This window comes from Lacticaseibacillus chiayiensis (assembly GCF_004123795.1).
GTDB classification, from domain to species: domain Bacteria; phylum Bacillota; class Bacilli; order Lactobacillales; family Lactobacillaceae; genus Lacticaseibacillus; species Lacticaseibacillus chiayiensis.
In genome coordinates this window covers 13,870-26,172 of sequence record NZ_MSSM01000027.1, presented here as the reverse complement: position 1 = coordinate 26,172, position 12,303 = coordinate 13,870, and the positions used below count along the sequence as shown (strand labels likewise).

Annotated in this window: 14 protein-coding genes; 11 read left to right on the top strand and 3 right to left on the bottom strand. The window is 47.2% G+C overall.

Annotation, left to right across the window (positions count from 1 at the left end; genetic code table 11):
* The first annotated feature begins 69 nt into the window (after window positions 1-69).
* The 7 genes from infA to BVJ53_RS10090 all read left to right on the top strand — a co-directional run bounded on the left by infA (window position 70) and on the right by BVJ53_RS10090 (window position 3,984).
* Window positions 70-288: a translation initiation factor IF-1 gene (gene infA, locus BVJ53_RS10120; protein WP_003567521.1), complete on the top strand. Its 219-nt coding sequence runs from the start codon at window positions 70-72 to the stop codon at window positions 286-288.
* A gap of 27 nt (window positions 289-315) precedes the next feature.
* Window positions 316-432: a 50S ribosomal protein L36 gene (gene rpmJ, locus BVJ53_RS10115; protein ID WP_003567518.1), complete on the top strand. Its 117-nt coding sequence runs from the start codon at window positions 316-318 to the stop codon at window positions 430-432.
* A 33-nt stretch (window positions 433-465) separates the two neighbouring features.
* Window positions 466-831: a 30S ribosomal protein S13 gene (gene rpsM, locus BVJ53_RS10110; protein WP_129302302.1), complete on the top strand. Its 366-nt coding sequence runs from the start codon at window positions 466-468 to the stop codon at window positions 829-831.
* Window positions 832-851: 20 nt separating this feature from the next.
* On the top strand, window positions 852-1,241 hold the full coding sequence (gene rpsK, locus BVJ53_RS10105) for a 30S ribosomal protein S11 (RefSeq protein ID WP_003567514.1): 390 nt from the start codon (window positions 852-854) through the stop codon (window positions 1,239-1,241).
* A 74-nt stretch (window positions 1,242-1,315) separates the two neighbouring features.
* Entirely contained in the window at window positions 1,316-2,254 is a 939-nt protein-coding gene (locus BVJ53_RS10100) for a DNA-directed RNA polymerase subunit alpha (RefSeq protein ID WP_047105402.1), read from the top strand.
* Between the two features lie 23 nt (window positions 2,255-2,277).
* Entirely contained in the window at window positions 2,278-2,658 is a 381-nt protein-coding gene (gene rplQ, locus BVJ53_RS10095) for a 50S ribosomal protein L17 (RefSeq protein ID WP_010492577.1), read from the top strand.
* 651 nt (window positions 2,659-3,309) lie between these two features.
* The gene (locus tag BVJ53_RS10090) at window positions 3,310-3,984 is read left to right on the top strand and encodes a hypothetical protein (protein ID WP_129302301.1); all 675 of its coding nucleotides are present in this window, start codon (window positions 3,310-3,312) and stop codon (window positions 3,982-3,984) included.
* Between the two features lie 197 nt (window positions 3,985-4,181).
* Here the strand turns inward: BVJ53_RS10090 and BVJ53_RS10085 are convergent, their stop codons facing one another.
* Together BVJ53_RS10085 and BVJ53_RS10080 are read right to left on the bottom strand one after the other, a co-directional pair.
* Entirely contained in the window at window positions 4,182-6,407 is a 2,226-nt protein-coding gene (locus tag BVJ53_RS10085) for a S8 family peptidase (protein ID WP_129302300.1), read from the bottom strand.
* Entirely contained in the window at window positions 6,400-7,449 is a 1,050-nt protein-coding gene (locus BVJ53_RS10080; RefSeq protein ID WP_129302299.1) for an ATP-binding protein, read from the bottom strand. Before BVJ53_RS10080 ends, BVJ53_RS10085 begins: the two co-directional genes overlap by 8 nt.
* 180 nt (window positions 7,450-7,629) lie before the next feature.
* Here BVJ53_RS10080 and BVJ53_RS10075 point away from each other — a divergent pair, with 180 nt between their 5' ends.
* From BVJ53_RS10075 to truA, 4 genes are read left to right on the top strand one after another with little or no spacing between them, the layout of a single operon-like run.
* The gene (locus BVJ53_RS10075; protein ID WP_010492573.1) at window positions 7,630-8,466 is read left to right on the top strand and encodes an energy-coupling factor ABC transporter ATP-binding protein; all 837 of its coding nucleotides are present in this window, start codon (window positions 7,630-7,632) and stop codon (window positions 8,464-8,466) included.
* A complete protein-coding gene (locus tag BVJ53_RS10070; protein ID WP_129302298.1) occupies window positions 8,442-9,308 on the top strand; it encodes an energy-coupling factor ABC transporter ATP-binding protein in 867 nt (288 codons plus the stop codon). Before BVJ53_RS10075 ends, BVJ53_RS10070 begins: the two co-directional genes overlap by 25 nt.
* Window positions 9,301-10,098 (top strand): energy-coupling factor transporter transmembrane component T family protein, encoded by a 798-nt coding sequence (locus BVJ53_RS10065; protein WP_129302297.1) that lies wholly within the window; start codon window positions 9,301-9,303, stop codon window positions 10,096-10,098. The genes BVJ53_RS10070 and BVJ53_RS10065 overlap by 8 nt, the downstream gene beginning before the upstream one ends.
* Window positions 10,099-10,114: 16 nt before the next feature.
* On the top strand, window positions 10,115-10,858 hold the full coding sequence (gene truA, locus BVJ53_RS10060) for a tRNA pseudouridine(38-40) synthase TruA (protein ID WP_129302296.1): 744 nt from the start codon (window positions 10,115-10,117) through the stop codon (window positions 10,856-10,858).
* Window positions 10,859-11,031: 173 nt separating this feature from the next.
* Here the strand turns inward: truA and BVJ53_RS10055 are convergent, their stop codons facing one another.
* Window positions 11,032-11,793, bottom strand: a complete 762-nt coding sequence (locus BVJ53_RS10055; protein ID WP_129302295.1) for a MerR family transcriptional regulator — start codon at window positions 11,791-11,793, stop codon at window positions 11,032-11,034.
* Window positions 11,794-12,303 lie beyond the last annotated feature (510 nt).

Genomic DNA, 12,303 nt, shown 5'->3' with positions numbered 1-12,303 from the left:
GTGAGTGCCAATCGGCCTCACCCTTTTCGCGCGTTAATAGAACCAATAATTTTTAGGAGGAAACACTTCGTGGCAAAAGACGATGTAATTGAGATCCAAGGCACCGTGACGGATACCTTACCCAACGCGATGTTCAAAGTCAAACTTGAAAACGGTGCGGAAATTCTCGCCCATGTTTCCGGTAAAATTCGGATGCACTATATTCGAATCTTACCAGGGGACAAGGTAACGGTTGAGTTGTCACCCTATGATTTGACCAAAGGCCGGATCACCTACCGTTTCAAGTAGTTGCCAACTCAAGGAGGCTATATTCTCATGAAAGTACGTCCATCTGTTAAAAAGATGTGCGAGCACTGCAAAGTGGTCCGTCGTAAGGGTCGGGTCATGATTATCTGCTCTGCAAACCCAAAGCATAAACAGCGTCAGGGATAATACAAACTAAAACAATAGGAGGTGTCATTGTACATGGCTCGTATCGCAGGTGTCGACTTACCACGTGGTAAGCAAATCGTCATTGCCTTAACCTATATTTATGGTGTTGGCAAGACAACCGCTCAAAAGGTTCTCAAGACTGCCGGTGTTCCGGAAGACGTTCGTCAAGATGACCTAACCCCAGAACAAGAAGACAAGATTCGTGCAGCTTTGGATTCATACAAAATTGAAGGCGATCTCCGTCGTGAAGTGAACTTGAACATCAAACGTTTGATGGAAATCGGTTCATATCGCGGCATCCGTCATCGTCGTGGCTTGCCGGTTCGTGGGCAAAACACCAAAAACAATGCTCGCACCCGTAAAGGGAAGAAAGCAAGCATGGCAGGCAAGAAAAAATAATTAAAGGAGGTCATTGATCGATGGCAGGTAGAAAAACTACGCGGAAGCGCCGTGTCCGCAAGAACGTTGAATCTGGCGTGGCTCATATCCACTCAACCTTCAACAACACCTTAGTAATGATCACGGACCCTCGCGGCAATGCGATCGCTTGGTCCTCTGCTGGTGCACTCGGTTTTAAAGGTAGTCGTAAGTCAACGCCATTTGCTGCGCAGATGGCAGCTGAAGCGGCTGCGAAGGAATCAATGGAACATGGCATGAAGTCGGTTGAAGTTGCGGTTAAGGGCCCTGGCTCTGGTCGTGAAGCTGCAATCCGTTCGCTTCAGGCAACAGGTCTTGAAGTTACTGCGATCCGTGATGTTACACCGGTTCCGCATAACGGTTCTCGTCCTCCAAAGCGTCGTCGTGTTTAATTGTTACCCTTCGACCGTTATGGCGGTCAGGCAGACAAATCTTCACTTCTCGTTTTGAAAGGGGTACAAACTAGATGATCGAATTCGAAAAGCCGAACATTACCAAAGTTGATGAAAGCACCAACTATGGCAAGTTTGTGGTTGAACCGTTGGAACGCGGCTACGGTACTACGTTAGGTAACTCGTTGCGGCGGATCCTTCTTTCTTCATTACCGGGCGCAGCTGTCAGCAGCATTCAGATTGACGGGGTGCTTCATGAGTTCTCGACAATCGATGGTGTGCTGGAAGATGTCACCCAAATCATTTTGAATATCAAAAAATTGGCACTCAAGATGAATACCGATGAAGATAAGAACATCGAAATTGATGTCAACGGTCCGGCTAAGGTAACTGCTGCTGATATCGTCACTGATCCTGATGTTGAGGTCTTAAATCCTGAACAGTATATCTGTACTGTTGCAGACGGCGGGCACTTCCATGTACGTATGACTGTTAAAAAGGGTCGCGGGTATGTGGCAGCTGACCAGAACAAGTCTGATGACATGCCAATCGGTGTTTTGCCGATCGACTCGATTTTCACCCCGATCAGCCGGGTTAACTATCAAGTTGAAAGCACCCGTGTTGGCCGTCGGAATGATTTCGACAAGTTAACGCTGGATGTTTGGACTAATGGCTCAATCTCACCACGTGAAGCCATCAGCTTAGCAGCGAAGATCCTGACCGAACACCTGGATATTTTCGTCAATCTGACGGATGAGGCTAAAAACGCCGAAATTATGGTTGAAAAAGAAGAAACGCACAAGGAAAAGATGCTTGAGATGACCATCGAAGAGCTTGACTTGTCGGTTCGTTCTTACAACTGTTTGAAGCGTGCCGGGATCAACACGGTCCAGGAGTTAACCAACAAAACAGAAGCCGATATGATGAAAGTGCGCAACTTAGGCCGTAAGTCACTTGAAGAAGTTAAAAACAAGTTGGCTGATCTTGGCTTAGGTTTGCGTAAAGAAGACTAAAATTTCGAAAAGGAGGCCAATCCATGAGTTACCGTAAATTAGGGCGGACCAGCTCACAGCGTAAAGCAATGTTGCGTGATCTGACAACTGATCTGCTGATCAATGAACGGATCGTCACAACCGAAGCCCGCGCTAAGGAAGTTCGTTCGACTGCTGAAAAGATGATCACTTTGGGCAAGCGTGGCGATTTACATGCACGCCGCCAAGCAGCAGCTTATGTCCGCAACGAAATTGCAAGTGTCGAGGAACAGGAAGACAGTGTTATTGTGAAGTCCGCTTTGCAAAAGCTGTTCAGTGACTTGGCACCAAAATACGCAGATCGCAATGGCGGGTACACCCGCATCTTGAAGACTGCGCCACGTCGCGGTGACGGTGCCCCAATGGTTATCATTGAGCTCGTCTAAACACAGTTAAAAACCGGCTGGCCCTTGAAGGTCAACCAACTTTGATCATTTGATCGATGGAGCGTTACGATGATGGCAGGCTCAGTCCTGCTTAGTCTAGCTTGAGAGCACCGGGCAACCGATGTCTCCATCATTAAATGATTTTTTTGTGTGAGCGTGAGCCAGCCCGGTTAGAAACCGGAGTGTAAGTGGCCCCAGACCACAATGGCTGGTCTTTGGCCATTGTGGTCTGGGGTCCTTACATGCAGACTTCTGCGCTGGCGAGCGCGTTATAGAAAACGGAAGACAAACCCATACTTTGCCTTCAATAGAACAGACTTTTTGTACGTTGCGCGAAGCCCTTTGGCCATTGTGATCTGGGGTCCTTACATGCAGGTTTCTGCGCTGGTGAACGCGTTATAGAGAGCAAAACCTAAACCTCACCTGCCTTCAACAGCATCCCCAATAAGCCAAACAACACAACCACACCCAAGTGGCAGTAAAAAGCAATCGCCCAAACTCGAAGCGATTCCTTTTTACTGCCACTTTTTCTTATTATCCAGACACCTTCGATCTTCCCAATATCCATATTGCTAGCGGCCAAAAAGTCATCAACGATCCAGCACAGCCATCATTTTTCCTGTATACTGCACACTATCGGGGGTGAATGACATGCACAATTGGTTGAAACAATGCGCGCCATGGCAGATCGGCTTGCTGGTCGTGGGGATCTGGCTAACGCTTGTCGTGATGCTTGTGGTCTTGGTGATCAACGTGATGCCGCCCAACGTAGGAAGCTTCGGCGGCCCCTTTATTCCAAGCGTGTATCGAGATGCCAATGGTAACGCGACCGTGACATGGCTGCGTGACGTGTGGATGATTGCGATTGTTTGCGGCTTCTTAACCGGCAGACAGTCTCGCAAACAGAAAAAGTACCCGCAACTGATTCAAACTTTAATCCCACTTTTTACACTTTGGATTGCGATGGTCGGGCTGGCTCAATGGTACCCGCTTGCAACACAGGCATTGCCGAAATCGACGGCTGGTATTCTATTATTGATGATGCTGAGCTTCTTAAGCATCTTTCCGGCTGGCATGGTCTCTGCCTATGTCGGATTGTTTAGAAAAGGCGGGCGCATGATTTGGGCAGTTTTCTTCATTTTCCTTGTCCAAATGTTGCGCCAGAATCTTTGGATTGTGAATGGCAAAAGTCACGTCGGCATTGCGGTGCTTCAAACTGATCCAACACGGTGGGAAGCTTGGATCCTGATGGTACTTGGTGCGATCGTTGTTGCCGTCTTTGCCTTTTTAAGTACGAAGCAAGATATTATCGAAAAAGAGTTTTAGCTGATTGTTTCTTTTATGGTGGTTTTGTTACTCAGCATCAGGCACCGATTAAATGACGTGTTGATATCATCTTAAAGAATGGCTAAATGACGCCGAGTACAACGAGATATCAGAACATTGTTTTCAATTTTAAAAACAAAGCCGACCGAGTGGAATTTTCGGCCGACTTTGTTTCTCTTTCTGGAAAGGTGATGCCACTATTCTAGATGGACATCCTCTTCAGCTTGATTATAAATTTTAACCCGATTAGCGACATCAATGCGGTTAATCAACCAGCCCTTAAGGCTCGCTTGCTGAATAAAGTCGTCGATCCGGTTCACGCCGTTGATCTCTTTGAGCGTGACAACGAGACCAAAACGAATATGCTCACCGTCATGGTTGCTTAGACGTTCTTTGGTTTTTAAACTGATTCCCCACATTGGATTCGAATATACCTTTTTCGCTCGGGCGTTAGGTTTCAACACTTCACTAATATGTTTGATGTTGTCCCACTTGCGAAAATTCTCGCGGGCATCACTTTCGTTCACCCGGTGAGTGTTATCAAAACTTTGGACATTCTCGTTAATGCTTTTGATCTTGCCTTTGTCGTTGATACGACCAAGATAAAGGTCAAGCTCTGTATTCGTGTAATCAACGCCTTGGTTACGCGAACATTTCGGAAAATAGCACAATGTTGCCTTCGCCACGTACGGTTGTTTGTTAGCCACAACGGGAACGGGCAATTGATAGTTGTAGGTTTCCCATTGCGTCACGGCACCTTGAATGACGAATTTAATTTCATCATCCCTTGTGTGCAGGATGTCTTGGATGTTTAGTGGCACGACCCCGTTGCCGCGCAAAGCAAGTGCTTGCTTGCTCAGTTCTGGATGCCAGCCGATCGCTGAATCGACCACCATTGCTTTAGCGACTTCACGACTTAGTCCAAGCACTTCAATTAGATAAGCAAGTTTGCGGCTGATCCAAGGCGCAGCGAACGATGTGCCACCCACCTGGACACCGCCGCTGATGGGTTCTACCGCGCGGATTAAATCATTGCCCACGCCGCCGTAATAGCTCACATCGGGTTTGGTGAAAAATTCAAGGACGATTCCTTCACGTGAGTAGGCTGCTGGCTGTTGATGTCTATCCACGGAACTTACCACCAACGAGTTAATGGAATCAGCTGGGGCGCCGATTCTTTTTGGAGCATCTGCAGCTTCCTTATTGGTTGCCGCGATAACGAAGATAACATTGTATTTGTACTGTAGCTGATCCAAAACAGATGCTTCCGCTGAGATAAAATTTGGGTTTACCTCGTTTTTTGATCCCAGTGATAAATTCCACACATGAATGTCAGGATTGGAGGCAACGATTTGTTTAATCGACTTGATGACCTCAAAAGAACTGAACTCGCGGCTAGTAGCAACGCCAAAATGACGTACCTTGAAGCGTCCGCAGCCGTCATCGAGTGACGGATTCAGACTTGATCCATCGACTATGATTGATGTGACCGCGGTTCCATGGTAATAATCACCACGATCAATGGGAATGTTAGGATCAATCATTTGTGTGTAGGTGACCCATTTGTTGAAATACACATGATCATCGAAGAGCGTGTCAATGACGCCAATCGTAGGTTCATTCTTAGGTTCGGGAATCTGGCCCATAGTTAACGTTTCCGGATCATGAAAAGCAGTTGGTGACAATTTGGAAAGATCTGTCGTAGCCATAGCGACAAGGAATGGGGCTTTTTCCATAAGCATTGTCACTTCACCTGCATCAAGCCTGATAGTTGTATCGTCCAACATATCGAGTCTATCGGCAGTGATACCGAGTTTTTTTAACAGTGGCAGAATTGGCTGCTGGGTGTCATAGAGCGAAACGATGGCACTTTGCATTTGTGGTAAGCGCCCGGATTCGATACCAAAGTGGTCCACATAATGTGCATCAACCACAAATTGTTGAAAAGTTGTTTTAGGAATGCTGTACTTTTTGAAATCAATAGACGCAAATGACTTGGGATTGTTAAAAGTCTCGGCCGTGGTGGCACCACCAAACTCAGCTTCCAGAATGGTTGCCACTTGGGTAGCGATGACGATTGAACGGCTGACACTTTCGGGCGAGACAAAATAAGTGATGACATGGACTGGCCCAGCCGCAAATTTGGCCCCGACAATCGCGTTGTTGGGGTTTTCCTTGTGATACGCAAAAAAGCCTTGAATACGATTGCTTTTGGCAGCGACTTTAATGTAATGGGCACTAATTAGATATTTGTCTAATAAATTGTTCTTTTTCCAGAAAGCTTGGGTGGTTTTCAGATCCTGAATTAGACTAAGAACATGGTCAGCTGAAACATGTGTATCTTGGGGTAATCGCGGGCTGCCTCCACCGCCGGAATTACTGCGATGCTCAAATTTGCCCTTTAACGTCAAGACATCATTCATCGGAAGCACCTCTCAATTCACGCGCGACCTGGCTCTTAGAAACACCGGTTAATACGCCGATTTCGCGGAGTGTAAAGCCTTGTTTTTTGAGTTGCAGGAAGCTAGGCATCTCACTGATATTTTGCGTTGTTCGGTATAATCGCCGGAGGTAATCTTGAGGATCGTCTGGGTCACTAAAGGCCAAGGATACTTTAAGCAGGTTGTTTAATTCACCAGGATTAGGAATACTGGGCATACTGTTAAGAATCTTACGAACGAGCTTCATATCCCTGCTGGCATTTTTGAATTTCTTTAAGTCGTTATTCAACAGAATCCCGGCGATGTCCAGCTTGTCTTCCTGAGTATAACGATCAAAGTCAATAACGCTGTCGAAACGACGAATAAATGCGCGGTCTAACTGTTTATAGAGGTTAGTGGTAGCAATCACGACAACATCTTCATTGACGCGATCAAGCGCTTGCAAAACGCTGGAGGTGGCTCGACCCATTTCTCGGAGATCGTTGGTATTCACACGATCCAGTGCAATTGCGTCAATTTCATCGAATAAAATAACTGCTTGATCAGGCGCGGGCATGCGGTTGATTTCATTGAAAACTGCTGCAATATTCTTAGCAGTTTGCCCCATCATGCTGTCGATCAGGCTGTTAAAATCGACCATGTAGAGTTTACGAGAAAGTAGCCGAGCAACTTGTTTGGCGGACTCGGTTTTACCGGTACCAGGAGCACCTTCAAAAAGAAACTTATGAATGCCGACGTGGTGATTGACAGCATTGATGATTCCCTTAATGTCGTCTGCAATGGGTGTTGGCAGAGGGAGTGCGCCGGTATTTGTGTTGACAGTCTTGAAGAACGGGCTTTCGAACGTATACGCTTGCGGCACAAATGTATTGGCGCTTGACAAGAAGGTCATGATGTATTGTGCCAGTTGGTGGTCACCACTGGCATCAAAGTCCCGGGCTATATCATTGGTCGTACTGCGAAATAGAAGCTCATCCTGATCGTAGTGAGCTTTGATTAGGTTGATGATGTCCTTTTTTTTCATGGGGTTTCACCTCAAAAACAGAATAACACGGTTTGGGACAAAAAGTCTATAAAATGGGACAAATACCTATGCAGCATTACGGTCACCAATTGATCATATGAGTGCAAGTGCTTATTCCCAACAACTCAGTAAAATATGGTATTATTGTTCGGTATACAAAGCGTAGGAAGAAGGGGCATCGTGGGCAACGTCATTCGTGTTCAACACTTGAATTACACTTATCCCGAAGCAAAACATCAAGCTCTGACGGATGTTTCTTTTGATGTAGCTAAGGGTGAATGGCTGGCCATTATCGGGCATAATGGCAGCGGCAAAAGTACGCTGGCTAAGAATTTGAATGGGTTGCTGGCGCCTGAGTCGGGCACGGTCGAAGTCGCCGGAATGACGCTCAGCGAAGAAACAGTCTGGGACATTCGCGCTAAAGTCGGCATTGTTTTTCAAAATCCTGATAATCAATTTGTTGGCGCAACGGTGGCTGATGATGTCGCGTTTGGCTTGGAAAATCGGGGTGTTCCCCGTGATGAAATGGTTAAACGCGTTGACGAGTCGCTGGAACGGGTTGGCATGACAGCATTTGCCGATCGGGAGCCGGCGCGGTTGTCAGGTGGTCAAAAGCAACGAGTTGCGATTGCCGGTATTATTGCCCAGCGGCCGGAGATTATTATTTTGGATGAATCAACGTCAATGTTGGATCCGGCTGGTCGCCAGGAAGTTTTAGGGGTCATTCGTGAGTTAAAAGACGAACTTAACCTGACTGTCCTGTCGATTACGCACGATATTGACGAAGCCGCGGTAGCTCATCGGATTATTTTGCTTAACGACGGTAAAATTAACGAAATTGGGACGCCGAGCGATATCTTTGCCCATGGTACGGATTTGTTGCGCTTGGGATTGGACGTTCCGTATTCGGAGAAGCTAAAAGATGCCTTGATTCAGCGTGGGGTGGCAATGCCGAAAGCATATTTGGACAATGAAAGGTTGGTAGACTACCTGTGGACATTACATTCGACCATGTGAGCTTTACCTATCAGGCAGGTACGCCTTTCGCCGGTGACGGTATTAAAGATGTCTCCGGCACGATTCATGATGGCAGCTATACTGCGATTATCGGGCATACAGGATCTGGCAAATCAACTATTCTTCAGCACCTGAATGCGTTGTTAAAGCCCACATCTGGTACGGTGACAATTGGTGACAAGGTGATCACCAACGAAACGAATAATAAAAATTTAAAACCATTGCGGCAAAAAGTTGGCATGGTGTTTCAGTTTGCCGAAAACCAGTTGTTTGAACAAACTGTCGCCAAAGACATTGCGTTTGGTCCGCAGAATTTCGGTGTGAGTGAAAAGGACGCTTTGGCGTTGGCTGACAAAATGGTCGCCATGGTTGGATTGCCGCATGATGTGTTAGAAAAGTCGCCTTTTGATTTATCTGGTGGGCAAATGCGGCGGGTTGCCATTGCCGGGGTATTGGCGATGCAGCCTGAAGTTTTGGTGCTTGATGAACCCACGGCTGGATTGGATCCGGCTGGTCGCCATGAAATGATGACAATGTTTGAACGCCTACATCGGGAACAAGGCCAAACCATTGTCCTGGTGACCCATCAAATGGATGACGTGGCTGATTATGCCGACACCGTCTGGGTGATGGCTGAGGGACGCCTAATTAAAACGGGCACGCCGCGGGAAATCTTCAGTGACCCGGCATGGTTGAAAGCCAACCAGTTGGGGCTGCCTAAAACCGCCCAAATGGCCCAACAATTGATAGCAAAAGGATTCCATTTCGATCCCCGGCCGTTAACCGAGACGGAGCTGGCTGATCAGCTGTTGCCACAGATTGGGGGTGGCCAGCATGGATAAACTGTTGCTTGGCCGGTATATTCCGGGTCATTCATGGATTCATCAGTTGGATCCACGGACTAAATTAATGGCGAGCTTCTATTATATCGGGATTGTTTTTCTCGCCAACAACTGGCAGACATATTTAATGATGTTCGTTGCCACCTTATTCATGATTTGGCTATCTGGTATTCGGATTGGTTTTTTCCTGCGTGGGGTGCGCCCGCTGATTTGGTTGATTCTGTTTACCGTTGCTCTCCAGGTTTTATTTGTGCGCGGCGGTATGGTTTACTGGCATTGGGGCTGGTTGTGGATCACGAAGCTCGGGTTGATCAATGGTGCCTTTATTTTCGTTCGGTTTGTGCTGATCATTTTCATGTCGACCTTGCTAACGTTGACGACACAGCCTTTGTCGTTAGCGGATGCGGTTGAAAGCTTGCTCAAGCCATTACGCGTGATTCGGGTACCAGTCACTGAGCTGGCGTTGGTTTTGCAAATTGCCTTGCGCTTCGTACCAACACTGATGGATCAGACGACTAAAATTATGAATGCGCAGCGTGCGCGCGGTGTTGATTTCGGTGAAGGCAACATTTTCCAACAGATGAAGGCTGTCGTGCCATTGCTGATTCCACTGTTTGTTTCTAGTTTTACCACTGCGGATGAACTGGCAACGGCGATGGAGGCGCGTGGCTATCAAGGTGGCGACGATCGCACGAAGTATCGGATTTTGCGTTACCACCAGCGCGACTGGATAGCTGCCGCTGGTATGGCGGTTTTGACTGGGTTGTTGCTTTTGCTGCGGGCGTATTAGAAAGGAAATATAGTTTTTGACGCATTATAAAGTGACATTGGCTTATGATGGCACTAACTTTGCCGGCTATCAGGTTCAGCCAAAACAACGGACGGTCCAAGGCGTGTTGCAAAATGCCTTGACTAAAATGACGAAAGGCCAACCGGTGCATGTGGATGGTTCCGGACGTACCGATTCAGGCGTTCACGCTTTGGGCCAGGTGATTAGCTTTGATTACCCGGGAAATATTCCTGCAGAGTCAATGCTGCGAGCGATGAATTCGCTAATGCCTTTAGATATTGAGATTTTGAAGGCGGAAATTGTTGCGGCGGATTTTCATGCGCGATACTCGGCTAAAGGTAAGCGTTACATGTATCGGGTTGCGCGCGGCTATTACACAAATCCGTTTAATCGGCTTTACACTGGCCACTATCCTTATAAGCTGGATGTTGCGCGAATCGAAGTAGCCTTAAAGGATCTCATCGGAACGCACGACTTCACGAGTTTCGCAGCCAGTGGAGGTGTGATTAAAGATAAGGTTCGGACGATTTACGAGGCCACGGTTCGCGAAGATACGGCAACAAATGAACTGATTTTTGAATTTTATGGCAACGGCTTCTTGTACAACATGGTGCGAATACTGGTCGCCACGGCGCTCGAGATTGGTAACGGCCGGCGCGAAGTCCATGATTTTGAACGGCTTTTTGCGGTTAAGGATCGACAACAGGCGAGAGGAACGGCTCCGGCTTCGGGATTGTATTTGAAGGAAGTTTATTACTGACTTGGCGGCGCATTTCCTCAAGCGCAAAATGAATTTAAGCGACTATTCAACCAATAGGATTGACAAAAAGGATGGTGACACTATGTCACCATCCTTTTTGTCAATCTTGATTTCTGACTTGCATTTAATGACTTTTTTCGCATTCAGAAGACAAAATTGTCGAACTTTCCAAACTACCGTGTGTAATGGCGAATAATGGCGTTGAGCGTCTCAGCGGCACCTTTTTTACCGGTACCATCTTCATAATATTTGCTGAAACGTGGATCCGAAACATACATGGCAGCAAGACCGCGATGGGCTTTTGGCGAGTATTGTTCGGATGGCCAAGTGAGCTGCAGAAATTGTTTATGCAGCTTGAAAAGATGTTTGGCTTCTGGCGTGTTGAAGTCGGTCGTACCGACAAGTGGCTTTAATTCATCTAGAATCTTTTGCTGCAATGTAGTGAGTTTTGCTACTTGTGCTTGCGACATTTTGCGGAATTTTTCGTTACTGGCATTCACGATATCCTCACCATACTGTTCACGGATTTTTTTGCCAAAAGTTTGTTCATTGTTGTTAATAGCTTGCTCTTTGAACGCTGCGAACTTCTCATCATCTGTCATCGTGTCGACCCCTTTTTCTAAAGTTTGATCCAAGGTTTGCAACAGTAAACTTAGTTGGTCGCGTTTTGCCATGATTTGTTTGCGCTGACGGGTTAGGGCGACGGTTAGTTGATCGGTTGGGCCATCTAGTAGATTTTTGATTGTGGCTAGAGGCATTTCGAAGAGCTGTAGGAACCGGATGACTTGCAAGCGATTAACTTCTGTCTGTGTATAAACGCGATATTGGTTGAGCGGATTGCGATGCGGCTGCAGTAGGCCGATCTTGTCGTAGTAGCGTAACGTTCGGACGGTGACGCCAGCGAGATTGGCGAGCTGTTTGGTTGAGTAGATCATGACGTGCCTCCCTTGGACTATTATAACTTTAAAGGGTGACGTTGCGTTGGGGTCAAGGAAAAGCTGTTTTGGGGGAAATGTGCTTGTCAGGGGGGTATTAAAGGCAATTGTTTAGGGGGACTTTGATGTTCTATAACGCGCTCACCAGCCCAGAAACCTACGTATAAGGGCTTCAGGCGCAATGGCAAAAGTGACCACGATGAGGGGATGTTGTTCTATTAGAAGTAATTAAGTAAGGGACTTTGATGTTCTATAACGCGCTCACCAGCTCAGAAACCTACACATAAGGACCTCGGGTGTGATGGCCAAACCCGGGTCATTTGGGTTTCAAAGCCACTTACACTCCGATTTCTAAGCGCTCCTGCTGGCGCTCAATAACGCGCTCACTGGCACAGGAGCCTGCATGTAAGAACCTTGGTCGCAATGGCAAGGAGCGCCATCACGCCCAAGGCCACTTACACTCCGGCCCCTAACCGCGCCAGTTCACGCTCACACCAAAAGAACCCCCTT

What these genes read in the sequence shown, in the direction of transcription:
- BVJ53_RS10065 (WP_129302297.1), top strand. Translation starts at nt 9,301, where the DNA reads ATGGATAAACTGTTGCTTGGCCGGTATATTCCGGGTCATTCATGGATT.
- BVJ53_RS10055 (WP_129302295.1), bottom strand. Translation starts at nt 11,793, where the DNA reads ATGATCTACTCAACCAAACAGCTCGCCAATCTCGCTGGCGTCACCGTC.
- BVJ53_RS10085 (WP_129302300.1), bottom strand. Translation starts at nt 6,407, where the DNA reads ATGAATGATGTCTTGACGTTAAAGGGCAAATTTGAGCATCGCAGTAAT.
- rpsM (WP_129302302.1), top strand. Translation starts at nt 466, where the DNA reads ATGGCTCGTATCGCAGGTGTCGACTTACCACGTGGTAAGCAAATCGTC.
- BVJ53_RS10100 (WP_047105402.1), top strand. Translation starts at nt 1,316, where the DNA reads ATGATCGAATTCGAAAAGCCGAACATTACCAAAGTTGATGAAAGCACC.
- rplQ (WP_010492577.1), top strand. Translation starts at nt 2,278, where the DNA reads ATGAGTTACCGTAAATTAGGGCGGACCAGCTCACAGCGTAAAGCAATG.
- rpsK (WP_003567514.1), top strand. Translation starts at nt 852, where the DNA reads ATGGCAGGTAGAAAAACTACGCGGAAGCGCCGTGTCCGCAAGAACGTT.
- rpmJ (WP_003567518.1), top strand. Translation starts at nt 316, where the DNA reads ATGAAAGTACGTCCATCTGTTAAAAAGATGTGCGAGCACTGCAAAGTG.
- BVJ53_RS10080 (WP_129302299.1), bottom strand. Translation starts at nt 7,449, where the DNA reads ATGAAAAAAAAGGACATCATCAACCTAATCAAAGCTCACTACGATCAG.
- BVJ53_RS10090 (WP_129302301.1), top strand. Translation starts at nt 3,310, where the DNA reads ATGCACAATTGGTTGAAACAATGCGCGCCATGGCAGATCGGCTTGCTG.